This window comes from Saccharopolyspora aridisoli (assembly GCF_004348445.1).
Classification (GTDB): Bacteria; Actinomycetota; Actinomycetes; order Mycobacteriales; family Pseudonocardiaceae; genus Saccharopolyspora; species Saccharopolyspora aridisoli.
The window spans coordinates 59,767-84,271 of the sequence record NZ_SMKV01000024.1; the positions used below are offsets into that span (position 1 = coordinate 59,767).

Annotated in this window: 23 protein-coding genes; 18 read left to right on the plus strand and 5 right to left on the minus strand. The window is 69.8% G+C overall.

Annotated features, from left to right (window positions below):
* Positions 1-136: 136 nt before the first annotated feature.
* A complete protein-coding gene (locus E1161_RS18715) occupies positions 137-1,723 on the minus strand; it encodes an N-acyl-D-amino-acid deacylase family protein (RefSeq protein WP_132625047.1) in 1,587 nt (528 codons plus the stop codon).
* 148 nt (positions 1,724-1,871) lie between these two features.
* Between E1161_RS18715 and E1161_RS18720 the strand changes: the two genes are divergently transcribed.
* Positions 1,872-2,258 (plus strand): RidA family protein, encoded by a 387-nt coding sequence (locus E1161_RS18720; protein ID WP_132625049.1) that lies wholly within the window; start codon positions 1,872-1,874, stop codon positions 2,256-2,258.
* A gap of 47 nt (positions 2,259-2,305) precedes the next feature.
* Here E1161_RS18720 and E1161_RS18725 read toward each other — a convergent pair whose 3' ends face one another.
* A complete protein-coding gene (locus E1161_RS18725; RefSeq protein ID WP_132625077.1) occupies positions 2,306-3,541 on the minus strand; it encodes an amino acid deaminase in 1,236 nt (411 codons plus the stop codon).
* A gap of 178 nt (positions 3,542-3,719) precedes the next feature.
* Between E1161_RS18725 and E1161_RS18730 the strand changes: the two genes are divergently transcribed.
* A complete protein-coding gene (locus E1161_RS18730; RefSeq protein ID WP_132625051.1) occupies positions 3,720-4,463 on the plus strand; it encodes an IclR family transcriptional regulator in 744 nt (247 codons plus the stop codon).
* On the opposite strand, the gene E1161_RS18735 is transcribed toward E1161_RS18730, so the two are convergent.
* Positions 4,457-4,786, minus strand: a complete 330-nt coding sequence (locus tag E1161_RS18735) for a DUF1844 domain-containing protein (RefSeq protein WP_132625079.1) — start codon at positions 4,784-4,786, stop codon at positions 4,457-4,459. The genes E1161_RS18730 and E1161_RS18735 overlap by 7 nt on opposite strands.
* Positions 4,787-5,107: 321 nt before the next feature.
* Between E1161_RS18735 and infC the strand changes: the two genes are divergently transcribed.
* The 7 genes from infC to E1161_RS18770 all read left to right on the plus strand — a co-directional run bounded on the left by infC (position 5,108) and on the right by E1161_RS18770 (position 13,025).
* On the plus strand, positions 5,108-5,683 hold the full coding sequence (infC, locus tag E1161_RS18740) for a translation initiation factor IF-3 (protein WP_132625053.1): 576 nt from the start codon (positions 5,108-5,110) through the stop codon (positions 5,681-5,683).
* Between the two features lie 91 nt (positions 5,684-5,774).
* Positions 5,775-5,969 carry a 50S ribosomal protein L35 gene (gene rpmI, locus E1161_RS18745; protein ID WP_093415814.1) on the plus strand — a complete coding sequence of 65 codons (195 nt, stop codon included), beginning with the start codon at positions 5,775-5,777 and terminating at the stop codon, positions 5,967-5,969.
* A 114-nt stretch (positions 5,970-6,083) separates the two neighbouring features.
* On the plus strand, positions 6,084-6,452 hold the full coding sequence (gene rplT, locus E1161_RS18750) for a 50S ribosomal protein L20 (RefSeq protein WP_093415812.1): 369 nt from the start codon (positions 6,084-6,086) through the stop codon (positions 6,450-6,452).
* Positions 6,452-7,291, plus strand: coding sequence for a TrmH family RNA methyltransferase (locus E1161_RS18755; RefSeq protein ID WP_132625055.1), 840 nt, complete (start codon positions 6,452-6,454; stop codon positions 7,289-7,291). The genes rplT and E1161_RS18755 overlap by 1 nt, the downstream gene beginning before the upstream one ends.
* Before the next feature lie 184 nt (positions 7,292-7,475).
* A complete protein-coding gene (pheS, locus tag E1161_RS18760; protein ID WP_132625056.1) occupies positions 7,476-8,537 on the plus strand; it encodes a phenylalanine--tRNA ligase subunit alpha in 1,062 nt (353 codons plus the stop codon).
* A 58-nt stretch (positions 8,538-8,595) separates the two neighbouring features.
* Positions 8,596-11,091 carry a phenylalanine--tRNA ligase subunit beta gene (gene pheT / locus E1161_RS18765; protein ID WP_132625057.1) on the plus strand — a complete coding sequence of 832 codons (2,496 nt, stop codon included), beginning with the start codon at positions 8,596-8,598 and terminating at the stop codon, positions 11,089-11,091.
* A 113-nt stretch (positions 11,092-11,204) separates the two neighbouring features.
* Positions 11,205-13,025, plus strand: a complete 1,821-nt coding sequence (locus E1161_RS18770; protein WP_132625058.1) for an ATP-binding protein — start codon at positions 11,205-11,207, stop codon at positions 13,023-13,025.
* Position 13,026: 1 nt separating this feature from the next.
* Here E1161_RS18770 and E1161_RS18775 read toward each other — a convergent pair whose 3' ends face one another.
* Together E1161_RS18775 and E1161_RS18780 are read right to left on the minus strand one after the other, a co-directional pair.
* Positions 13,027-13,623, minus strand: a complete 597-nt coding sequence (locus tag E1161_RS18775) for a GNAT family N-acetyltransferase (protein ID WP_235875143.1) — start codon at positions 13,621-13,623, stop codon at positions 13,027-13,029.
* Between the two features lie 181 nt (positions 13,624-13,804).
* On the minus strand, positions 13,805-14,494 hold the full coding sequence (locus tag E1161_RS18780; RefSeq protein ID WP_132625059.1) for a DNA alkylation repair protein: 690 nt from the start codon (positions 14,492-14,494) through the stop codon (positions 13,805-13,807).
* 170 nt (positions 14,495-14,664) lie between these two features.
* Between E1161_RS18780 and argC the strand changes: the two genes are divergently transcribed.
* The 9 genes from argC to tyrS all read left to right on the plus strand — a co-directional run bounded on the left by argC (position 14,665) and on the right by tyrS (position 23,950).
* Positions 14,665-15,693, plus strand: coding sequence for an N-acetyl-gamma-glutamyl-phosphate reductase (gene argC, locus E1161_RS18785; RefSeq protein ID WP_132625060.1), 1,029 nt, complete (start codon positions 14,665-14,667; stop codon positions 15,691-15,693).
* 28 nt (positions 15,694-15,721) lie between these two features.
* Positions 15,722-16,882, plus strand: coding sequence for a bifunctional glutamate N-acetyltransferase/amino-acid acetyltransferase ArgJ (gene argJ / locus E1161_RS18790; protein ID WP_132625061.1), 1,161 nt, complete (start codon positions 15,722-15,724; stop codon positions 16,880-16,882).
* Positions 16,879-17,787 carry an acetylglutamate kinase gene (gene argB, locus E1161_RS18795; protein ID WP_132625063.1) on the plus strand — a complete coding sequence of 303 codons (909 nt, stop codon included), beginning with the start codon at positions 16,879-16,881 and terminating at the stop codon, positions 17,785-17,787. The genes argJ and argB overlap by 4 nt, the downstream gene beginning before the upstream one ends.
* A 71-nt stretch (positions 17,788-17,858) precedes the next feature.
* Positions 17,859-19,046, plus strand: a complete 1,188-nt coding sequence (locus E1161_RS18800) for an acetylornithine transaminase (RefSeq protein WP_132625065.1) — start codon at positions 17,859-17,861, stop codon at positions 19,044-19,046.
* Positions 19,046-19,969 carry an ornithine carbamoyltransferase gene (gene argF / locus E1161_RS18805; protein WP_132625067.1) on the plus strand — a complete coding sequence of 308 codons (924 nt, stop codon included), beginning with the start codon at positions 19,046-19,048 and terminating at the stop codon, positions 19,967-19,969. The genes E1161_RS18800 and argF overlap by 1 nt, the downstream gene beginning before the upstream one ends.
* Complete coding sequence (locus tag E1161_RS18810; RefSeq protein WP_132625069.1) at positions 19,966-20,469, plus strand: arginine repressor; 504 nt, start codon at positions 19,966-19,968, stop codon at positions 20,467-20,469. Before argF ends, E1161_RS18810 begins: the two co-directional genes overlap by 4 nt.
* A gap of 93 nt (positions 20,470-20,562) precedes the next feature.
* The gene (argH, locus tag E1161_RS18815) at positions 20,563-21,984 is read left to right on the plus strand and encodes an argininosuccinate lyase (protein ID WP_268951409.1); all 1,422 of its coding nucleotides are present in this window, start codon (positions 20,563-20,565) and stop codon (positions 21,982-21,984) included.
* A gap of 43 nt (positions 21,985-22,027) precedes the next feature.
* Entirely contained in the window at positions 22,028-22,642 is a 615-nt protein-coding gene (locus tag E1161_RS18820) for a DNA-3-methyladenine glycosylase (protein ID WP_408011998.1), read from the plus strand.
* Between the two features lie 33 nt (positions 22,643-22,675).
* Complete coding sequence (gene tyrS / locus E1161_RS18825) at positions 22,676-23,950, plus strand: tyrosine--tRNA ligase (protein WP_132625073.1); 1,275 nt, start codon at positions 22,676-22,678, stop codon at positions 23,948-23,950.
* Positions 23,951-24,505: the final 555 nt, after the last annotated feature.

Here is a 24,505-nt window from a genome sequence, read left to right on the forward strand (position 1 = left end):
GCGCCACGACTTGTGCGTGCCGGTGCACGGCGTCGCGGCGTGCTCGCCGCGAAGCCGCTGGAGAACCCGCGGCGGTGCGAGCCGAGTCCCACACCTGGAACGGCTGCTCCTGCTCCGCCGCATCTCTCGACGGCTCCTAGCGGTTCTTGCGCAGCGCGCGTCCGGGGAGGGCGTCGGTGCGGTTGCCGTCGTCGATCGCCGGAACGCCGTTGACCAGCACGTGCGGGATGCCGACGGCCTGCTGCCGGGGCTCGTCGAAGGTCGCGGTGTCGCGGACGGTGTCGGGATCGAACAGCACCAGGTCGGCGACGTGGCCTTCCCGGATCCGTCCTCGGTCGGTGAGTCCGAGCCGGTCGGCGGGGCGCGAGGTCATGTTCCGCACGCACTCCTCAAGTCCCAGCACGCCGAGTTCGCGCACGTAGTGGCCGAGGTAGCGGGGGAAGGTGCCCCAAGCGCGCGGGTGCGGGCGCGCGCCGACCAGCAACCCGTCGCTGCCCGCGGTGTGGGTGCGGTGGCGCATGATGGCTCGCACGTTGTCCTCGTGACCGACGTGCATCAGGCAGGACGCGCCCAGCCGCTCGCTGATGAGCACGTCGAAGTAGAACTCGGTCGGCTGCGCCCCGGCGGCCAGCGCCGATTCGGCGACGCTGCGACCCACCAGGTGGGCGTTGTCCGGTTCGCGGACGCCGTTGATCTCGATGGTGTCCCACTCGACCGGAACGCCGTGGCAGCCGTCGGAGCCCTCCACCTCTAGCTCCCGGCGAACCCGTTGCCGCAGCGCGGGATCCCGCAACCGCTCCAGGGTCGCGGTGACGCCGCCCGCCATCGCCCAGCTCGGCAGCAGCGCGTGCAGCGAGGTGTTGCCCGGCAGGTACGGGTAGGTGTCGAGGGTGATGTCGCAGCCGTCGTCGAGCGCCGCGTCGAGCATCGCCAGCAGTTCGCCGGCCCTTCCGGCGTTGACGCCGAAGTTCATCGTCGCGTGCGCCAGGTGCAGCGGGCACCCCGAGGTCCGGCTCACCTCGATCATCTCTTCGTAGGCGGCGAGCGCACCGGCGCCGTAGCTGCGGTGGTGCGGGCTGTAGTAGCCACCGTGTGAGGCCACCACCTCGCACAACGCGGCCAGCTCGGCGGTGTCGGCGTACATCCCGGGTGTGTAGGTCAGCCCGGACGACATGCCGAAAGCGCCTTCGGCCAACGATTCGGCGAGGACCTCGCGCATCCGGTTCAGCTCGTCCTCGGTGACCGGCCGGTCGTCGTAGCCCGCGCACAGCAGGCGCAGCGTGCCCTGCGGGACGAGGTAGGCGGCGTTGGTGGCGATGCCGGTGTCGAGCCGGTCGAGGTACTCGGCGACGCTGCGCCAGTTCCACTCGAAACCCGGCGGATCGTCGTTCCAGCCGGCCAGCTGCGCGCGCAGGGTCACCAGCGCGTCGTCGTCGACCGGGGCGTAGGACAGCCCGTCCTGGCCGATGACTTCCAGCGTGACGCCCTGGGAGACCTTCGCGGTGTGGGCCGGTTCGGCCAGCAGCTGCAGGTCCGAATGCGCGTGCATGTCCACGAACCCGGGTGCCAGCACGAGCCCGTCGGCGTCGATGCGCCGGCGTCCGCTCAGCGTTCCCGCGTCGGCGATCTCGGCGATGCGTCCTTGGTCGACTCCGACGTCGGCGAGGAACCCCGGGCCGCCGTCGCCGTCGACGACTCGCGCGCCGCGATAGACGATGTCCATGAGTGGGGGTCGTTCCTCCGATCACTCCGGGCGGTTGGTCTGCACCGGGTGATCGAATGGTAAGTACCATTCTCGGTGGAAGCAATGAAGATCGGCTGCGTACCGAAATCCCGCTTCACGACGCCGACATCCGTGGAAGGACACCGACATGAGCAGGACCGTGGTGAGCACCGACGCCGCACCGAAGCCGCCGGCGAACATCCCGCTGTCGCAGGGCGTGCGCAAGGGCAACATCCTGCAGGTCTCCGGTCAGACCGCGGTCGACCCGGCGACCGGCAAGGTCGTCGAGGGCGGTGTCGCCGAGCAGACCGAGCAGTGCCTGCGCAACGTCATCGCGATCATCGAGGCCGAAGGCGGATCGCTGCAGGACGTGCTGATGCTGCGCGTGTACCTCACCGACACCTCGCAGTTCGCCGAGATGAACGAGGTCTACGCCCGCGTCGTCGGCGAGCCCTTCCCGGCTCGCACGACCGTCTACGTCGGCCTCCCGGCCGGCCTGCTGTGCGAGATCGACGCCCTCGCAGTCCTGGACTGACCTGAAGCGGGTGGCGGTTGCCACCGTGACCGCCACCCGCTGAGTCCTCAGAAGTAGGTGCGCACCAGGTCGGTGACGTGCTCGCCGTCGACCACCGGGATCAGCGACCACTTGTCGAAGACCGTGCAGGGGTGGGACAGGCCGAAGCCGATCCAGTCGCCGACGCGCACCTCGGCCCCGGTGAGCCTGAGGAACGCGTGCTGATCCGCCAGGCCCGACACGTGGCAGGAACCGTCGGCGAGCTCGCGGATCTCGCCGTCCGCCCCCCCGATCACCTGCGGTTCCGGCAGTCCCTGGTCGAACGAGACGTCGCGGCGTCCCATCGTCAGCAGCGCCAGGTCGGCTTCTGGGTGCGACACGACCTGCGCCCAGACCCGCATCGCCGGCCGGAACGGCGACTCGGCACCGGCCAGCCGGTGCCGGCGGCCGAACGGCGAGCGCACCCGGTAGAAGCCGTCGTCGTGCAGCAGGTACCCGCCGCTGCGCAGCACCGGCACCACCGGCAGTGCCTCCGGCCACGGTCGGGTCAGCGCCTCGGCGACCTGGTCGAAGTAGGCGCTGCCGCCCGCGCTGACGATGACCTCGTCCAGCCCGTCGAAGTAGCCTGCCTCGGCGAATTCCAGGACCAGGGAGCGGAATTCGTTGAGGTAGTCGTCGATGGCCGACAGCGAGGACTCCTCGATGTCGTGCGCCACCTCGCCCTCGTAGCCCGACACCCCGACCAGGCGCAGCCGGTGCTCGGCGGCCACCGCCGCAGCGACCGCTCGCGCCTGCGACACCGTGCGCGCGCCGGTCCGGCCGCCGGAGACGCCGAACTCCACCAGCACGTCCACCGGCCGCGTCCCGCCGTGCGCGGCCAGCGCGGACACCATCTGCTCGACCCCGCGCAGCGAATCCGCGTAGCAGCAGAACGAGAAGTCCGGGTCGGCGTCGAGCTCGGCGGACAGCCAGGTCAGGCCCTGCGGGTCGACGAGCTCGTTGGCGAGCAGGATCCGCTGGACGCCGAACGCCCGGTACACGCGCAGCTGACTGATGTTGGCCGCGGTGATGCCCCACGCGCCGTGCTCCAGCTGCCGCTCGAAGAGCCGTGGCGCCATCGTGGTCTTGCCGTGCGGAGCGATCCGCAAGCCGTGCTCGTCGCACCAAGCGGCCATGGTGCGCAGGTTGTGCTCCAACGCGGTGTCGTCGAGGGTCAGCAGCGGACCGGTGAAACCGGCTTCCCACAGCGTCGGCCTCATGGCCAGGAACTCTCCGGCGGTCTTGCCGGACGCGTTCGGCGGCATGCCCTTGAACCGCCAGTCGATGGTCTCCTCGCGCAACGCGCGGATCGCTTCGGTGTTGATCCCTGCTGCGGGCACTGCCGACCTCCTGTTGCGCTTGTTGCAACGAATGTTGCGCGAAGAACGACTCAGGTGTGTAGCATTGCCCGCTTCGTCGAGTCAACGATGATCGGAGACGCCGGTGAGTCAGAGCTTGGAGCGCGGACTCGCCGCGCTCACCGCACTGGCCGAGGGGCCGCAAACGCTCGACGGTCTCGCCCAGCGGCTCGGCGTGCACAAGACGACGGCGATGCGCCTGCTGCGCACGCTGGAGACCGATCGCTTCGTCCGCCGCGAGGACCTGCACCGCTACCGGCTGGGCAGCGCCGTGTTCGCGCTCGCCCACCAGGCGCTGGACGACCTGGACGCCCGCGACGTCGCCCGTCCGTTCCTCGACGCGCTGGGGGAGCGCACCGGGCACACGATCCACCTGGCGACCCTCGACGAGGACCAAGTCGTCTACGTCGACAAGGTCGACAGCGTCCACGCGGTCCGGATGTACTCCCGCATCGGCCGACGAGCCCCGCTGCACTGCACGGCGGTGGGCAAGGTCCTGGTCGCCGACCTCTCGCAGCAGCGCCGCGAACGCCTGGCGCAGCGGATCGCCTACCCGAAGCTGACCGCGAACACCATCGACTCGGCCGAGCGCTACCTGGCGGAGCTGGAGCGCGTCCGCGCGCAGGGGTACTCGGTGGACCGCAGCGAGCACGAGGAGTTCACCCACTGCATCGCTGCGCCGGTGCGCAACCACCGCGGGGATGCCGTGGCGGCGATGTCGATCTCAGTGCCGAAGGTGCTGCTCTCCTGGGAGGGCCTGCTCGGCTGGCTCCCGGATCTCCGCCGAACGGCTGCGGAGATCTCCCGGGAGCTGGGCAACCGTCAGTAGACGGGGCCGGTGTACTTCTCGCCCGGTCCCTGACCCGGGGCGTCCGGGTGGGCGGAGTGCTCGCGGAAGGCGCGCTGCAGGGACTGCAGTCCCTCGCGCAGCGGACCGGCGTGCGGTCCGAGGTACTCGACCGAGGCGGTGATCAGGCCGGCCAGTCCGGTGATCAGCCTGCGGGCCTCGTCCAGGTCGCGCACCGGGGTGGCCTCGGGGTCGTCGTCAGCGAGCCCGAGCTTCTCCGCGGCGGCGGACATGAGCATCACCGCAGCGCGGCTGATGACCTCGACGCTGGGAACATCGGAGAGCTCGCGTACGTTGAGCTCCACATCCGCGTCGTGTGCCGGTTCACCGGCACCGGTCGTGTCGTTCGTGGGAGTGGTTGGCTGCGGTTCGCTCACGCCTGCTACCCTGACACGCACGACCAGCCCCCGCTGCGGCGGGGGCGGCAAAGTGGAGCCCCGCTCCCACCCGAGCAGCCGCTGAGGCCGCCGGGTTCCGGTCCTGCCGATGTCCTGCGTGGCGTCGGCGGTGCGAACGGTATCGGCTGATACCGGTTCGATCGGTTTGGAGTCAGGGTCCCGCGGTATCCGCACGAGCGGAAGCCAGCGGGACCTTCGCATTCCGGGGTGAGCTCTACACGCCGTGGTGTGCAGTACACACAGCCATCGAACCGAGGAGGCCCCATCAGCTCCGAGACGCGCATCAATGACCGCATCCGGGTTCCGGAAGTCCGACTCGTCGGGCCCAACGGTGAGCAGGTCGGGATCGTCCGCATCGAGGACGCCCTGCGCCTGGCCCAGGAAGCGGATCTGGACCTTGTCGAGGTCGCCCCGCAGGCGCGCCCGCCGGTCTGCAAGCTCATGGACTACGGCAAGTTCAAGTACGAGAGCGCGCAGAAGGCTCGCGAATCGCGTCGCAACCAGCAGCAGACCGTCATCAAGGAGCAGAAGCTCCGGCCGAAGATCGACCCGCACGACTACGAGACGAAGAAGGGCCACGTGTCCCGCTTCCTCGGTCAGGGTCACAAGGTCAAGGTGACGATCATGTTCCGCGGTCGCGAGCAGTCGCGGCCCGAGTTGGGCTTCCGCCTGTTGCAGCGACTGGCCGATGATGTTTCCGAGCTCGGGTTCATCGAAGCGACCCCGAAGCAGGACGGTCGGAACATGATCATGGTTCTGGCGCCGCACAAGACCAACAAGACCAAGCCCAAGGCCAACGCGTAGTCGTACGCCGCCGCCAGGGCTCGTGATGTGAGGCCGGGTCGGGACGCTGGCCGCGCCCCCACCCGGCTCCAGTACGAAACGAGGACGGAAGATGCCGAAGAACAAGACCCACAAGGGCACCTCGAAGCGCTTCAAGGTGACTGGTTCGGGCAAGCTGCGGCGCGAGCAGGCCGGTCGCCGGCACATCCTGGAGAAGAAGTCCAGCCGTGTCACCCGTCGCCTCGAAGGCACCGAAGCGGTCGCCAAGGCCGACGTCAAGCGCATCAACAAGCTGCTGGGTCGCTGACGCCGCCTTCCCCGCTGCGCCCTGAGGGAGCAGCAGTCCGGCATCGCAAGCCATCCAGCCACCCGCATTGGGCGGTCAATCCGCCGCCCCTGATGAGATAACAGGACGGACCCCGTGGCACGCGTCAAGCGGGCGGTCAACGCCCAGAAGAAGCGCCGCACAGTTCTCGAGTCGGCACGCGGTTACCGCGGTCAGCGCTCCCGGCTGTACCGCAAGGCCAAGGAGCAGATGCTCCACTCGATGACCTACTCCTACCGGGACCGCCGCGCTCGCAAGGGCGAGTTCCGGAAGCTGTGGATCACCCGCATCAACGCCGCGACCCGGCAGCACGGCCTGAGCTACAACAAGTTCGTGCAGGGCCTGAAGGCCGCTGAGGTCGAGGTCGACCGCAAGATCCTGGCGGAGCTCGCCGTCAACGACCCGCAGGCCTTCGAGGCGCTGGTCGACGTGGCGCGCAAGAACCTGCCGGAGAGTGCGGCCTGATCGCCGAGAGCACTTCCGATTCGCGACCCGGGACACCGCTCACCGAGCGATCGTCCCGGGTCGCGGTCGCTCGTAAGCTCACCCGCCGCGCAGGTCGGGAGAAGGCCGGCGCGTTCCTCGCCGAGGGCGCGCAGGCCGTGGGCGAGGCGCTGACCGCGCACGCCGACGACCGGCTGCGGGTGCGGGAACTGTTCGTCACCGAGCAGCCGCGACACGCCGAGCTCGCCGAGCGGGCGGTCCTGGCGGGTGTACCGGTGCGCGAGGTGACCGACAAGGCCGCCGCGTCGCTGTCTGAGACGGTCACCCCGCAGGGCGTCGTGGCGGTGTGCGACCTGCCGCGCACCGATCCGGTCGCCGCCCTGGCGCATCGGCCGAAGCTGGTCGCGGTGCTGGTCGGCATCGCCGACCCGGGCAACGCCGGGACCGTGGTGCGCGTGTCCGACGCGGCCGGGGCCGGTGCGGTGCTGTTCGCCGGTGACACCGTCGACGCCTACAACGGCAAGGCGGTGCGCGCTTCGACGGGCAGCCTGTTCCACCTGCCGATCGCTCGTGATCGCGATGTCAGCGCGGTGCTGGCGGCGTGCCGGGACGCCGGGCTGCGGCTGGTCGGCGCCGACGGCCACGCCGCCGGCGACCTCGACACAGCCGACCGCGCGGGCGAGCTCGCCGAGCCGACCGCGTGGGTATTCGGCAGCGAGGCCCACGGCCTGCGCGACGAGGTCAAAGCCCAGCTGGACACGACGCTGCGAGTGCCGCTCCACGGTCAGGCCGAGAGCCTGAACCTGGCCACGGCCGCCGCCGTCTGCCTCTACGCTTCGGCGCGTGCGCAGCACCGCTGAGCTCGGGCGGGTCGGATCACCGCGAAACGCCGTGGACGCCGTCGCATAGAATCGCCCATGTCAGCTTGCGGCTTCGCACCGAAGAGTCGTATGCAACCTCAGCAGGTTCGCAAGCCCAGCCACCTGGCAGAACAGGGACCTGGGCGATGATGCCTGTGGGATCAACGGGAGTCACGCACTAACGATGTCTGGAGCCAACGACTCGTACGACCCGAAAGAGGTCGCCGCGCTGTCGCCGGAGACGCTGGACGCCGCGGTCGACGAGGCCAAGACGGCCTTCGCAGCCGCCGCCGATCTGGACGAGCTGGCGTCGGTCAAGCCCGCTCACCTCGGTGACCGCTCGCCGCTGCTGACCGCGCGCCGCGAGATCGGAGCGCTGCCCCCCAAGGCGCGTTCCGAGGCGGGCAAGCGCGTCAACCAGGCCCGCGAGTCCATCCAGGGCGCCTTCGACGAGCGCCGCGCCGCGCTGGAGGCCGAGCGCGACGAGCGAGTGCTCCGCGAGGAGTCCGTCGACGTGACGCTGCCGTGGGACCGCGTGCCCACCGGCGCCCGGCACCCGATCACGCAGCTCGCCGAGCAGATCGAGGACACCTTCGTGGCCATGGGCTGGGAGGTCGCCGAAGGCCCCGAGCTGGAGGCCGAGTGGTTCAACTTCGACGCGTTGAACTTCGGCAAGGACCACCCGGCGCGGACCATGCAGGACACCTTCTACATCGCGCCGGAGGACTCCGGCCTGGTGCTGCGCACGCACACCTCGCCGTCGCAGGTCCGGGCGCTGCTCGACCGCGAGCTGCCGGTGTACGTGGTCTGCCCGGGGCGCACCTTCCGCACCGATGAGCTCGACGCCACCCACACCCCGGTGTTCAGCCAGGTCGAGGGCCTGGCGGTGGACAAGGGCCTGACGATGGCGCACCTGAAGGGCACCCTGGACGCCTTCGCGCGCTCCATGTTCGGCCCGGAGTCCACGACCCGGTTGCGGCCGTCGTACTTCCCGTTCACCGAGCCGTCGGCCGAGATGGACATCTGGTTCCCGGAGAAGAAGGGCGGCGCAGGCTGGGTCGAGTGGGGTGGCTGCGGCATGGTCAACCCCAACGTGCTGCGCGCCTGCGGTGTGGACCCCGAGGTCTACACCGGCTTCGCCTTCGGCATGGGGATCGAGCGGACCCTGATGTTCCGCAACGGCATCCCCGACATGCGCGACATGGTCGAAGGCGACGTCCGCTTCACAGAGCCATTCGGCATCTAGCCACCCATCACGACCGCCCCCGACATCACTTACCTGAACGAGAGAAGGGCCTGACCAAGTGCGGATTCCGGTTTCCTGGCTGGCCGAGCACCTTGAGCTGCCCGAGGAGACGACCGCGGAGACGCTGGCAGAGGCGTTCATCCGGATCGGGTTGGAGGTCGAGGAGGTCGAGCACCTGACGCAGGTGCGCGGCCCGCTCGTGGCCGGCCGAGTCGCCGAGATCGAAGAACTCACCGAGTTCAAGAAGCCGATCCGGTACTGCAAGGTCGAGATCGGCGTCGACGAAGCGAGTGGCGAGCAGAAGCTGCAGAACATCATCTGCGGTGCCCGCAACTTCTCCGAGGGCGACCTGGTCGTCGTCGCGCTGCCCGGCACGGTGCTGCCCGGTGACTTCGAGATCAGCTCCCGCAAGACCTACGGCAAGCTCAGCGAGGGCATGATCTGCTCCGCCAAGGAGCTGGGCCTCGGCGAGGACCACGACGGCATCCTGGTGCTGCCGCCCGGTTCGGCCGACCCCGGTGACGACGCGGTGCAGCTCGTCGGTCTCGACGACTCGATCATCGAGCTGGCCATCACGCCCGACCGCGGCTACTGCTTCTCGGTGCGCGGGTTGGCCCGCGAGCTGTCCAACGCGCTGGACGTGCCGTTCGGCGACCCGGGCACCCGCCCGGTCCCGGAGGACGACAAGCCCTCGCGCGGCGTGGAGCTGCGGGACGCGCAGGCGTGCTCGCGGTTCGTCCTGCGCCGGGTCACCGGTGTGGACCCGACGGCGCCGAGCCCGTGGTGGATGCGCCGCCGCCTCGCGCTGGCGGGAATCCGCTCGATCTCGTTGTCGGTGGACGTCACCAACTACGTGATGCTGGAGCTGGGTCAGCCGCTGCACGCCTTCGACACCACCAAGGTGACCGGTGACCTGGTGGTCCGCCACGCCGAGAGCGGCGAGAAGCTGACCACTCTGGACGGTCAGGTCCGCGCGCTCGACGCCGACGACATCGTGATCGCCGACGACTCCGGTGTGGTGTCGCTGGCCGGTGTCATGGGTGGCGAGAGCACCGAGATCGGTGACGGCACGCACGACGTGCTGATCGAGGCGGCGAACTGGGACCCGGCGAACATCGCCCGCAGCATCCGCCGCCACAAGCTGCCGAGCGAGGCGGGCAAGCGCTTCGAGCGCACGGTGGACCCGGCGGTGGCGCCGGTGGCCGCAGAGCTCGCCGCGCAGCTGCTGGTCCGCTACGGCGACGGCATGATCGCGCCGGGCCGCACCGACGTGGGTGAGCCGAAGGCCCCGGCTGCGGTGACGATGCCGCTGGCGCTGCCGGACAAGGTCGCCGGTGTCCTCTACGAGCGCGGTGTGACCGCGCGTCGGCTGACCCAGATCGGCTGCAAGATCGACCTGAGCACCTCCGACGAGGGCGTCGGGCTGATCACCGCGACGCCGCCGTCCTGGCGACCGGACCTGACGCAGCCGTTCGACCTGGTCGAGGAGGTGCTGCGGCTGGAGGGCTACCACACGATCCCGTCGGTGCTGCCCTCCGCGCCGCCCGGTCGCGGCCTGTCGGCGGCGCAGCGCCGCAAGCGCGCGGTGTCGCGAGCCCTGGCCGGTGCCGGCCACATCGAGGTGCTGCCCTTCCCGTTCACCGGCAACGAGATGCTCGACGCCTTCGGCCTCGCCGAGGACGACGAGCGTCGGCGCACGGTGAGCGTGCTCAACGCGCTGGAGAGCGACAAGTCGCAGCTGACCACGACACTGCTGACGGGCCTGCTGGACACCTTGCAGCGCAACGTCGCCCGAGGTCACCGCGACGTCGCGCTGTTCCACATCGGACAGATCAGCCAGCCGTCGGCGGACCAGCCCGCGGTGCCGGAGGTCGGTGTCGACGCCCGTCCCACCGACGAGCAGATCGCCGGGCTGCTGGCGGCCCTGCCCGCGCAGCCCACGCGGGTCGCGACGGTGCTGGCCGGTCAGCGCGAGCAGGCCGGCTGGTGGGGCAAGGGCCGCGCCGCCAACTGGGCGGACGCGATCCAGGCGGCTCGCGTGGTGGCTTCGGCCGCCGGTGTCGAGCTGACGGTCCGCAACGCCGAGTACGCCCCGTGGCACCCGGGCCGCTGCGCCGAGCTGCTGGTCGGCGAGACGGTCGTGGGACACGCCGGTGAGCTGCACCCGAAGGTCGTCGAGACCCTGGGCCTGCCCAAGCGCACCAGCGCTATGGAGCTCGACCTCGACGCGCTGCCGCTCGTCGAGCGCCGCGCGGCCCCGGCCATCTCGGCCTACCCGCCGGTGCTGATGGACGTGGCGCTGGTCGTCGACTCGTCGACGGCGTCCTCCGACGTGGTCGAGGCGGTCCGCGCCGGCGGCGGCGAGCTGCTGGAGGACGTCCGCCTCTTCGACGTCTACACCGGCGAGCAGCTCGACGAGGGCAAGAAGTCGCTGGCCCTGGCCCTGCGCTTCCGAGCCCCCGACCGCACCCTCAAGCAGGAGGAAGCCACCGAGGCCCGGGACGCAGCGGTCAGGGCCGCAGCAGACCGCCTCGGAGCCACCCTCCGCGCCTGAGATCTCGCCAGCACGGCCCCGCCCGGACATCCGGGCGGGGCCGTGCTGCGTTGCGCGCCCGCGAAGTGATCGAAGCCGCCTCCGGACGGGCGGCGAGCTGCCACGATGGGTGAGTGGCCGACGTCGGAGGGGCTCGGAGCCTGCAAGAGATCATCAGGTCCCGGCAAAGCGATGACTTCATCGGAAGACGGCGGCAGCGCGACGGTTTCCGCGCCAATTTGAACCTCGAAGCCACGGATCCGGCGCGCAAGTTCATCTTCGCGTTGCACGGTCAAGCCGGGATCGGGAAGACCTACCTCCTGCGGCAGCTGCGCGGAATAGCTCTGCTGGACGGTGCGCTGGTCGCGGTCACTGACGAGCACGAGCCCGATCTCGTCGCGTTGATGGCCGCGATCTCCCAGCAGCTCGCTGGCCAGGGCGGTGAAACCCGCGGCTTCACGCAGCGCTTCACCGAGTACAGGCAGAGGCGCGACGAGGTGCTGGCCGATCCGAAGTCGCCGTCGGCCGCGCGCGAACTGCTCACTACTGGAGCCTTCCGCGTCGCGTTCAGCGCTGCTCGCTCTGTCGCGGGGCTGGGCGTGCTCGCAGATGCGGTGACTCCGGAAGAAGCCAAGGCGTGGTTGGACGAGGCGCGGTCGTTCTTCGCCGGGAAGTTCCGCGACTACGCCGACGTGGAACTGCTGCTCTCGCCGGTCGGTGAGCTGGCCCCGTTGTTCGTCGACGACTTGCGACGGCTCGCCCAGCACCGTCAGGTCGTGCTGCTGTTTGACAACTTTGAGCGCACGTCTGAACTGGTGGAACCGTGGTTGCTGCGGCTTCTGGAAGGGCATTTCGGCGAGTTGCCGACGACGTTGCTGCTCTGCATCGCTGGTCAGCATCCGTTGGACGTGAACAGATGGGGCGAGTACTCGGGAATCAGCGTGAACTGGCGACTGGATCCCTTCACCGCGGAGGAGGCGCGTGCTCTGCTGCGGCGAAAGGGAGTCGCGGACGAGGGCGTGGCGGAGTTGGTCTTGGAGCTCTCGGGACGGCTGCCGCTGCTGGTCGCCGCGCTCGCCGATGGGAACGGTGAAGTGCGGGATCCCAGCGGCCTGGCAGTGGAGCGCTTCTTGCGGTGGGAGCAGGACCCGGCGCGTCGTACCGATGTCCTGCTCGCGGCCTTGCCGAGAGTGCTGGACGAGGACGTCCTGGAAGTCCTGGTGGGGGAGCGCGCAGCGGAGTTGTTCGACTGGCTGCGCGAACTCGCCTTCGTGAGAGAGGGACGAGGCCGGCTGAGCTACCACGACGTCGTGCGAGCACCGATGGTCCGCCACGGTCGAGGACGGGCGCCGGGCCGGTTCGTGTTCCTGCACGACCGGCTGTACGTGCACTACCGAGACCGCCGACGTGCGCTCGGGTGGACCGGCCAGGACGGTTGGTCTGACGAGGAGTGGCGCCGGCTGCTGTTCGAGGAGCTGTACCACCGGCTGTGCGCTTCCTCGCGCCAAACCTTGCACCTGGTGATGAGAGCGGGAGCCGAGGCGTGCACCGCAGGTAGCGCGCAGGTCCGGCGGTGGCTCGACGTGCTCGAGCAAGCGGGTCGGGACTCGGCCAATGGCGCGATCTTGGAGCACATGCGGAACCTGGAGCGGATCTGGGTGAGCGATCCGGCGCCGGAAGCCCTCCGGACGAGGATCCTCGACCTCGCGGTGATGCTGGCACCCGCGTCGGTGAGCCAGACGGTCGGACCGGGTTCGACCAGCCTGGTCCAGGCGAGCGACATCGAAGGCGGCATCACCTTCACCGCCCGACGTGACGAGCCTGGTGGCGGTTCGGGGCAAGCCGATGCCGGACAAGTCCGCGACGACGGGAGCGAACCCCACTACCTGGTGGACGGCGACGCCACGTGGGGCGACGACGACTTCCGCATCGCTCCGCCGGTATTCGGGGAGTGAGTCAGTTGCTGCGGGGGAGGTGCTTGGTGGTGAAGGCTTCGGCGGTGAGGCCCATGATGACGAGGTGGAGCATCCCGTCGGAGAGGGAGTCCGGTTCGCTGCTGCGGCCTTCCTCGCGGAAGCCGAGCTTGTTGTGCAGCGCGAGCGAGGCGACGTTCTCCTGGTAGATGCCGACCTGGCACTTGCGGAACTTGCGGCGACCGAACATGACTGCGAGCAGCGTGATGATCGCGTCGTCGGCGTAGCCGTGGCGCCGGTGCATCGGACCGATGCCGACGCCGTAGCTGAACACGCCCGGTTCGTCGGCCTGGCTGGTGCACATCGAGCCGACGAGCACCTGGTCCCGGCGGGTTTCGATGGCGAGCTGGAAGTCGTCGGGCGAATCCGGGTGGTTCGCGCGGTGCGCGGCCCAGTGCCGGTAGCCGTCGGTCTGAACGTGCGGAGCGCGCGTGGGGTCCTGGTCGAAACCGGCCAGGATGCGTCTGTCCGCAGCGGCGACGCGACGTAACAGCACCTGCCGCCCGACCCAGGACGACGTCGTGATCGGCGCCGGGCCGTGGCAGGCCCCCAGGTTCGGGTGCGGCGGGATCATCGTCATCGAACTTGATGATGCCCTCCCGGACCGGCCGAATCCACAGGGGGGTCCACGTCGTGTGACCTTGTGCAAGCGCTGTGAAACTTCGATGACCCGGGAGTTACCCGGCGTCAACGCGAGAGCCGAAAACGTCGCCGTTCGGGGTGATTCCGCGGCGTTGGCGGGCTCGGATGATCGCGATCGGTCAGCGGTCGATGTTGCGGAGGGCTTCGCGTCGGGAGAGCGGGGAGAGGTCGTGGTCCTCGACGAACTCGCGGACCCAGCCGGGGGCGGTCTTCGCGTGCTCCCGCAGCGCCCAGCCGATCGCCTTGCGGAGGAAGAAGTCCTGATCGGCGAGGTTCGACTCCATGCTCCGCCTCAGCAGCTCGACGTCGGTGCGCTCCTTGGCGCGGAGCTGGGCGATGATCGCCGTGCGGCGGCGCCAGCGGTCCTCGTCGGTGGACCAGCGCAGCAGCAGCGGGCGCACGACGTCCGGGTGGCTCAGCAGCAGCGGCCCGATCCGGCGGCTCGCCGTCTCGTCGACGAAGTCCCACCACGCTCCGGTGACCACGAACTCCTCGTAGAGCCCGAGCATCCCGGGTGTCCGCGAAGCGCGCTGCGCCCGATGTCCGGTGACCGACAGCGCGACGTACCGCTCCTCGCGGTAGGTGGCGTTGCGCCAGAGGGCTCGGGTGGTGTCGACGAGGTCTTCCTGCTCGGGGAACGGGAAGCGTCTGCAGAGCTCGTCGACGATCCCGACGCGCGAGGGCTTGCGTACGCCGAGGAAGGGCATCTCCGACTTCATGTACCGCTGCATCGCAGGAGCGTCCCGCGTCACGGCGCGCTCCTCGAGCAGCTCCAACACCGCCTCGTGAAACCCCGGTACCTCGCCCATCCAGATGATGCTGCCACCAGCACCCGACATGCACTTCCGGGCGAACGGGGGCGCGCATCGGGCGAGCTTCCTCACGACATCACCGATGAGGGGCAGGCGTGACGTGGGAAACTGAGCTCGGCCCGGATTGTTGTTTGATTGATTTTGCATAGCAGTGCATAATCATCCGCATGACGGTGAGGGTTGCTGTAGCGGGTGCCAGTGGCTACGCGGGCGGAGAACTGCTCCGCCTGCTCCTGGCGCACCCCGAGGTCGAGATCGGCGCGCTGACGGCGGGAGGCAATGCTGGGAGCAAGCTCGGTCAGCACCACCCCAACCTGCTGCCCCTGGCCGACCGCGAGCTCACCGAAACCACCGCCGAGCAGCTGCGCGGCCACGACGTCGTGTTCCTCGCCCTGCCCCACGGCCACTCCGCGGCGATCGCCGCCGAGCTCGGCGAGGACGTCGTGGTCGTCGACTGCGGTGCCGACCACCGCCTCAACGACGCCGAGGACTGGACCCGCTGGTACGGCGGCGACCACCCCGGCACCTGGCCCTACGGCGTGCCCGAACTCCCGGGTGCGCGCGATCGGCTGCGCGGCAGCAAGCGCGTCGCCGTCGCCGGCTGCTTCCCGACCGTCTCGTCTCTGGCCGTCGTGCCCGCCCTGGCCGCGGGCATCGTCGAACCCGACGTCGTGGTCACCGCGGTCACCGGCACCTCCGGCGCGGGCCGGGCGCTCAAGCCGCACCTGCTCTCGGCCGAGGTCATGGGCTCGGCCAGCGTCTACGGCGTCGGCGGCGCCCACCGGCACACCCCGGAGATGATCCAGAACCTCAGCGGCGCGGCGGGGGAGAAGGCCAAGGTCACCTTCACGCCCGTGCTGGCCCCGATGGCGCGCGGCATCCTCGCCACCTGCTCGGCACCGCTGCGCGGTGGCGTCGGAACCGCGGCCGCCCGCAAGGTCTACCTCGACGCCTACGGCGACGAGCCGTTCGTCCACGTCGTGGCCGAGGGGACCTGGCCGCAGACCTCGGCGACGCTCGGTGCCAACACAGTGCACCTGCAGGTCACCGTCGATCCCGACGCCGGTCGGTTGATCATGGTCGGGGCCGGGGACAACCTCACCAAGGGCACCGCGGGCGGCGCCGTGCAGTGCATGAACCTCGCCCTCGGCCTTCCCGAGACCACCGGACTGCCCACCGCCGGCCTCGCGCCGTGAGTCCCGCCACCAGAACCGAGGAGAAGGAATGAGCGTGACCGGTCCCGCCGGTTTCCGGGCGGCGGGGGTCGCCGCAGGCATCAAGGCAGCGGGCGCGCGCGATCTCGCACTCGTGGTCAACGACGGTCCGCAGCAGTCGGCGGCAGGCGTGTTCACCACGAACAAGGTCAAAGCCGCGCCGGTGCTGTGGTCGCAGCAGGTGCTGCAGGAGCGCAAGCTGCGCGCGATCGTGCTCAACTCCGGTTGCGCCAACGCCTGCACCGGGCCGGGCGGCTTCCAGGACACCCACGCCACCGCGGAGAAGGTCGCCGACGTCCTCGGCGCCGGAGCGATCGAGGTCGCGGTCTGCTCGACCGGCCTGATCGGTGAGCGGCTGCCGATGGACGCGCTGCTTCCCGGTGTCGACACCGCCGCCAAGGCCCTCGAAGCAGGTGAGCAGTCCGGCCTGGACGCCGCGACCGCCGTGCTGACCACTGACAGCAAGGCCAAGCAGGCGCACCGCGCGCACGAGAACGGCTGGTCCATCGGTGGATTCGCCAAGGGCGCGGGCATGCTCGCACCGAACATGGCCACCATGCTCGCCGTCATCACCACGGACGTGATGATCAGCGGAGCCGACCTCGACGAAGCGCTGCGAGCGGCGACCCGGGTCACCTTCGACCGGCTCGACGTCGACGGCGGCACCTCCACCAACGACACCGTGCTCGTGATGGCCTCCGGTGCGTCAGGCGTCGAAGCCTCCCAGGAGGAGTTCAGCGCACTGCTCACCACCGCCTGCCAGGACCTGGTGCGCCAGCTGCAGGACGACGCCGAAGGCGCCACCAAGACCATCGACATCACCGTGCGCGGTGCTGTGAGCGAGAGCGACGCGGTAACCATCGGCCGGATCGTCGCCGAGGACAACCTGGTCAAGACCGCGATGTTCGGTTCCGACCCGAACTGGGGCCGCATCGCGATGGCGCTGGGCCGCGCGCAGGCCGAGATCGACGTGGACGAGGTCGAGATCGCCACCAACGGGGTCACGCTCTACGCCGACGGCGCCACCGCACGCGACCGCAGCGAGGCCGACCTGTCCGGGCGGCAGATCGAGATCGTCATCGATCTGCACCTCGGCGAGCACGCCGCCACGATCCTGTCCACCGACCTCTCCCACGACTACGTCGAAGAGAACAGCGCGTACTCCTCATGACCAGTGAAACCAGCGATCGGCTGGCCACCGCGGCCGAGAAGGCCAACGTCCTCGTCGAGGCCCTCCCGTGGTTGCAGCGCTTCAACGGCGCCACCGTGGTGATCAAGTACGGCGGCAACGCCATGATCGACGAGGAGCTCAAGGCCGCGTTCGCGCAGGACATGGTGTTCCTGCGCCTCGCGGGCCTGCGCCCGGTCGTGGTGCACGGCGGCGGTCCGCAGATCACCTCGATGCTCGACCGGCTCGGCATGGAGGGCGAGTTCCGCGGCGGGTTGCGCGTGACCTCGCCGGAGACGATGGACGTCGTCCGCATGGTGCTGTTCGGGCAGGTCGGGCGCGAGCTCGTCGGCCTGATCAACCAGCACGGGCCCTACGCGGTCGGCATGTCCGGAGAGGACGCGCGGCTGTTCACCGCCGCCCGTCGCACCGCCACCGTCGACGGTGAGGCGGTCGATGTCGGGCTGGTCGGCGACGTCGTCGACGTCAACCCCGACGCCGTGCTGGACCTGATCAACGCCGGCCGCATCCCGGTGGTGTCGACCGTGGCACCCGATGCCGACGGCGTGGTGCACAACGTCAACGCCGACACCGCCGCCGGTGCGCTGGCGGTCGCGCTGGGAGCCGAGAAGCTCGTGGTGCTCACCGACGTCGAAGGTCTCCACACCAACTGGCCGGACAAGTCGTCGCTGGTCAGCAGGCTCGACGTGGACCAGCTCGCGGAGCTGTTGCCGAACCTCGCCTCCGGGATGGTTCCGAAGATGGAAGCCTGCCTGCGCGCCGTGCGCGGGGGAGTGCCGCGCGCGCACGTCATCGACGGGCGGTTGGCGCATTCCGTCCTGCTCGAAGTCTTCACCAGTGCCGGAGTGGGAACCATGGTGTTCCCCGTCGAATCGGAGGACGCATGAGTGACGATTCCGCTTCTCACGCTCATGTCGGCCGACCGGGTGCGGGTGCCCCGCAAGAACACGGAGGACGCATGACCACCAACGCGACCGGGATGCAGCGCTGGCAGGCGTCCATGATGGACAACTACGGCACCCCGAAGTTGACCTTCGTCAGCGGTTCCGGTGCCGAGCTGACCGACGCCGACGGCAAGACCTACCTGGACTTCGTCAGCGGGATCGCCGTCAACGCCCTCGGCCACGCCCACCCCGCGATCGTTCAGGCGGTGTCCGAGCAGGTCGCCAAGCTGGGCCACGTCTCCAACCTCTACGTGCACGAGCTCGGCCTGACGTTGGCCGAGCGGCTGCTGGAGCTCGCCGGGGTGGCCGGACAGGGGCGCGTGCTGTTCTGCAACTCCGGTGCGGAGGCCAACGAGGCGGCGTTCAAGATCGCCCGGCTCACCGGACGTCCCAAGATCGTCGCCACCCGGGGCGGCTTCCACGGCCGCACCATGGGGGCGCTCGCGCTGACCGGGCAGCCCGCCAAGCAGGAGCCGTTCGCGCCGATGCCGGCCGGTGTCGTGCACGTGCCCTACGGCGACGTCGCAGCGCTGGAGTCCGAAGTGGACGACAGCACGGCCGCGGTGTTCCTGGAGCCGATCCAGGGGGAGAACGGCGTCGTCGTCCCGCCCGAGGGATACCTGCGCGCCGCCCGCGAGATCGCCTCCCGCAACGGCGCGCTGCTGGTCCTCGACGAGGTGCAGACCGGTATCGGCCGCACCGGCTCGTGGTTCGCCTTCCAGCGCGAAGGCGTCACACCCGATGTGATCACGCTGGCCAAGGGCCTCGGGGGCGGTCTGCCGATCGGCGCCTGCCTCGGCATCGGAAGCGCCGCCGACCTGCTGCACCCCGGCCAGCACGGCACTACGTTCGGCGGTAACCCGATCGTTTGCGCGGCGGCTCTGGCAGTGCTCGACACCATCGCCTCCGAAGGGCTGCTCGACCACGTCGAACAGGTCGGCAAGGACCTCGTCAGCGGTGTGCAGGCGCTCGGCCACCCGCTGATCCGCGAAATCCGCGGGACTGGACTGCTGATCGCCATCGGGCTCACCGAGCCCGTCGCCGCCAAGGTCGCGGCCGCCGCGCAGGAACGCGGATACCTGATCAACCCCATCCAGCCGGACGCCATCCGGCTGTGCCCGCCGCTGGTCGTGCGTGGTGAGCAGGTGCAGCGACTGCTCACCGACCTCCCCGAACTGCTCAACGCTGCCAAGGAGAACTGATGTCCCGGCACTTCCTCCGCGACGACGACCTCACGCCCGACGAGCAGGCCGAGGTCCTCGACCTCGCCGACGAGCTCAAGGCCGATCCGCTCGGCTCCGACGTGCTCAAGGGCAAGTCGATCGCGGTGCTCTTCGAGAAGAACTCCACCCGGACCCGACTCTCCTTCGAGGTCGGCATTCACCAGCTCGGCGGGCAGCCGATCGTGGTGGACGGGCGGATGATGCAGCTCGGTCGCGAGGAGACCATCGAGGACACCTCGCGAGTGCTGTCCCGATACGTCGACGCCGTCGTGTGGCGGACCTTCGCCCAGGCGCGCATCGACGCCATGGCCACGGTCTCGCGCGGACCGGTGATCAACGCGCTCACAGACGAGTTCCACCCCTGCCAGGTGCTCGCCGACCTGCAGACCATCCGCGAACGCCACGGCGAGCTCGCCGGGCTGACCCTGACCTACCTCGGCGACGGCGCCAACAACATGGCGCACTCGCTGCTGGTCGGAGGCGTCACCGCGGGGATGCACGTGCGGATCGGGGCGCCCGAGGGCTTCCGGCCCGTCGAGTGGGTGCTGGAAGCGGCTCGCAAGCGCGCGGCCGAGACCGGCGGTTCCGTCGAGCTGCACAACACCCCGCAGGGGTCCGTCGAAGGCGCCGACGTGCTGGTCACCGACGCGTGGACGTCGATGGGTCAGGAGAACGACGGCAAGGACCGGGTGAGCCCGTTCCGCCCGTACCAGGTCACCGCCGAGCTGCTGGCCGCCACCGGCAAGACCGACACGAGCGTGCTGCACTGCCTGCCCGCGCACCGCGGCCTGGAGATCACCGACGACGTGCTCGACGGACCCGCCAGCGCGGTGTTCGACGAGGCCGAGAACCGGCTGCACGCCCAGAAGGCCCTGCTGTCCTGGCTGGTGCGACGATCGTGAGCACGACCCGGGTCGCGCGGCAGGCGCGCATCGTCGAACTCGTGTCCTCGATGGACATCCGCAGCCAGACCGAGCTGGCCAAGCTGCTCGGCGACTCCGGCATCGAGGTCACCCAGGCCACGCTGTCCAGGGACCTCGACGAGCTCGGCGCCGTCAAGCTGCGCGGCCCGGACGGCGGGGCGGCGGTCTACGTCATCCCGGAGGACGGCAGCCCGGTCCGAGGCGTCCAGGGCGGCACCTCGCGCCTGAGCCGTCTGCTCGGCGAGTTGCTGGCCGGTGCCGATGGCGCGGGCAACCTCACCGTCCTGCGGACCCCGCCGGGCGCTGCGCAGTTCCTGGCCAGCGCCATCGATCGCGCGGCGCTCACCGAGGTCGTGGGCTCGATAGCGGGTGACGACACGGTCATGATCGTCGCCCGCGAGCCGCTGACCGGGCACGAGCTCGCCGAGCGCTTCACCGCCATGGCAGCGGGCGGCCTCCGCGTCGAGGATGAGGCGTAGGGCAGTCTGGTCCTGGCACGTAGGACATTGATCGAGGGCAGTTCGGAGGAGGACTGCCCGGAAGCCAACCGAGAAAGCACCGAGGAACCGAACGTGACGCAGCAAGGCAGTGAGCCCACCAAGCTCTGGGGCGGCCGGTTCGCCTCCGGTCCGGCCGAGGCGATGGCCGCGCTGAGCCTGTCGACCCACTTCGACTGGCGATTGGCGCCCTACGACATCGCCGGATCGCGCGCCCACGCCCGCGTCCTCCACCGCGCCGGGCTGCTGACCCAGGACGAGCTCGACGCGATGCTCGCCGGGCTCGACGCGCTCGCCGCCGACGTCGAATCCGGAGCCTTCACCCCGGTCATCGACGACGAGGACGTGCACACCGCGCTGGAACGCGGCCTGCTGGAACGCGTCGGCGCCGACCTCGGCGGCAAGCTGCGCGCCGGTCGGTCCCGGAACGACCAGGTCGCCACCCTGTTCCGGATGTGGCTGCGCGACGCCAGCCGGCGCATCGCCGCTGGTGTCCTCGACGTCGTCGACGCGCTCGCCGGGCAGGCCGCCGCGCACCCGGAGGCGGTGCTGCCCGGACGCACCCACCTGCAGCACGCCCAGCCGGTGCTGCTCGGGCACCACCTGCTCGCGCACTGCCAGGCGCTGCTGCGCGACGTCTCCCGCATCCGCGACTGGGACGCCCGCACCGCCTACTCGCCCTACGGCTCAGGTGCGCTGGCCGGGTCCTCGCTGAGCCTGGACCCGCAGGCCATCGCCACCGACCTGGGCTTCCGCGGCGCCACCGACAACTCCATCGACGGCACCGCCTCCCGCGACTTCGCCGCCGAAGCCGCGTTCTGCCTGGCCATGCTCGGGGTCAACCTCTCCCGGATCGCCGAAGAGGTGATCATCTGGAACACCGCCGAGTTCGGCTACATCACCCTCGACGACGCCTGGGCGACCGGCAGCTCGATCATGCCGCAGAAGAAGAACCCCGACGTCGCCGAACTCGCCCGGGGCAAGTCCGGTCGGCTCATCGGCAACCTCTCGGGCCTGCTGAGCACCCTCAAGGCCCTCCCGCTGGCGTACAACCGGGACCTGCAGGAGGACAAGGAGCCGGTCTTCGACTCCGTCGAGCAGCTGGACCTGCTGCTGCCCGCGATGAGCGGCATGCTCGGCACGCTGACCTTCCACACCGAGCGGATGGCCGAGCTCGCGCCGGCCGGGTTCACCCTCGCCACCGACATCGCGGAGTGGCTGGTGCGCCAGGGAGTCCCGTTCCGCGTGGCCCACGAGGCGTCGGGGGAGTGCGTGCGCACCGCCGAGACGCGCGGAGTCGGCCTGGACGAGCTCACCGACGCCGAACTGACCGCAGCCCACCCCGCGCTGACCCCGCGAGTTCGCGAGGTGCTGACGGTCTCGGGCTCCATCGAGTCCCGCGACTCGCACGGTGGCACCGCACCGAGCCGGGTCGCGGAGCAGCGCGAGCAGGTCGTGGCGGCCGTCGACGAGCACCGCGGGTGGCTGTCGGAGTGATCGACGTCAACGCGCGCCCGGTAGGGTGCTGAACGTGAACCTGGTGACGAGCGACGAGCTGGCCCGCGACCCGCTGTGGGTAGCGCGCCGGCTGTTGGGCTGCGAACTGCGGTCCAGCAGCCCCGAGGGCGAGGTCGGCGTGCGCCTGGTCGAGGTGGAGGCCTACAGGGGCACCGACGATCCGGCGTCGCACTGCTACCGGGGCCGGACCGAGCGCAACTCGGTCATGTTCGGCCCCGCCGGCCACCTCTACGTCTACTTCGTCTACGGGATGCACTTCTGCATCAACGTGGTGTGCATGACAGATGGTGTCCCCGGCGCGGTCCTGCTGCGCGCCGGGGAGATCACCACCGGGAGCGAGCTCGCCCGCGACCGGAAGCCCGCCGCCCGCAAGGATGCCCAGCTGGCCAGCGGTCCTGCCCGGCTCGCGGGAGTCCTGGGCATCACCCGCGAGCACAACGGCGTCGACCTCACCTCGCCGGGTTCGCCGGTCCGCCTCTACAACGGCACGCAGGTCGCCGAGGACGACATCCGCAGCGGTCCCCGCGTCGGCGTCGCCGCCGCCATGGACCTGCCGTGGCGGTCGTGGGTCGACGGTTCGGAGTCCGTCAGCGCCTATCGGCGTGGCGGGCGACGCCGGACACGAGCCCGGACGTAAACCTGCTTGCCTGGATGAGCGAAACTGGACCGCGTGAGTGAGCACATCCTTGACGAGCTGGCCTGGCGCGGACTGATCGCGCAATCCACCGACCTCGACGCGCTGCGCCGAGACCTCGATGCGGGCCCGCTCACTCTCTACGCGGGTTTTGACCCGACCGCGCCGAGCCTGCACGCCGGCCACCTGATCCCGATGCTGACGCTGCGGCGGTTCCAGCAGGCCGGCCACCGGCCCGTCGTGTTGGCGGGTGGGGCGACCGGTCTGATCGGTGATCCGCGCGACGTCGGCGAGCGCAACCTGCACGACGAGAGCACGGTCGCCGAGTGGACCGGGAAGATCCACGGCCAGCTGTCGACGTTCGTCGACTTCGACGACTCACCGACCGGTGCGGTCATGGCCAACAACGCCGACTGGACCGCTGACCTGTCGGTCACCGCGTTCCTGCGCGACGTCGGCAAGCACTTCTCGGTGAACACGATGCTCGCGCGCGAGACGGTCAAGCGCAGGCTGGAGACCGACGGCATCTCCTACACCGAGTTCAGCTACATGCTGCTGCAGGCCAACGACTTCGTGCAGCTCTACCGCAAGCACGGAACCACGTTGCAGCTCGGCGGGTCCGACCAGTGGGGCAACATCATCGCCGGGGTCGACCTGATCCGGAAGCAGGAGAGCGCGGCGGCGCACGCGCTGACGCTGCCGCTGGTCACGGACTCGGAGGGGCGCAAGTTCGGCAAGTCCACGGGTGGCGGGAACGTCTGGCTCGACCCGTCGCTGACCTCGCCCTACGCCTGGTACCAGTACTTCGTGAACGCCGCCGATGCCGACGTGCCCAACTACCTGCGGCTGTTCACCTTCCTCGACCGCGAAGAGGTCGAGGAGCTGGAGAAGACCACGGCCGAGCGCCCGCAGCTGCGCGCGGGGCAGAAGCGGCTCGCCGAGGAGCTGACCACGCTGGTGCACGGCGAGGACCAGACCCGGAAGGTGATCGCCGCCAGCCAGGCGCTGTTCGGGCGCGGGGAGATCGCCGAACTCGACGAGGCGACACTGGACTCCGCCATGGCCGCCGTCCCGCAAGCTGAGGTGCGTCTGGCCGACGGCCCGACGATCGTCGACCTGCTCGTCGAAACCGGACTGGCCAACGGCAAGGGCGCTGCGCGACGCACCATCAAGGAGGGCGGCGCGTACGTCAACAACGTCAAGATCGCGAGTGAGGACTGGACTCCGGGCCAGGAGGACCTGCTGCACGGTCGCTGGCTGGTCGTCCGCCGCGGCAAGCGCCACACCGCGGGGGCCAAGGTCCTGAGCTGACTGCCGCGACCACTGCAACGGGGCGCTGACCTGAGGGTTCGCGCCCCGTTTCGCTTGAGCACCCCCCGGTTTGACCCCCGCGAAACGGACCGTGTAACTTTATCCAAGTCAGAGCGACACGGGCCGGGAGAACCGGGCCGGGCCTGACGCGGGGTTGCGAACCAAGCTCCTGTCTGCGGATGGTAGAGTGGGCGCCCCGAGTGGGAGATCGAAAAGTAGGATCAAGCCAATCGGCTTGGGGATGCGGACGCGGTTTTCCACCCTGTTCTTTGATTGAAAATAGCGCTTGGTAAGCTACCGGGCAGAAGAGCGAGCCGAATGTCGGCGGCATCGGATGGGGCTACCCCCCCGGTGAGACCGAAAGAATGGCCTGCTAGTCTTCACCGAAGCGAAAAGCGCGAACGAGGAAATGACTCCCCGGAGTGCGCGGCCCTGATGATGGGGTTGTGGCGATGGTGTGGGTGTGTTCTTTGAGAACTCAACAGTGGACTGTTTTGGTTAGTGTTCTTTTATGCCCCTGACCAGTGATGCGAGTGATCGTGTTGGTGGTTGGTG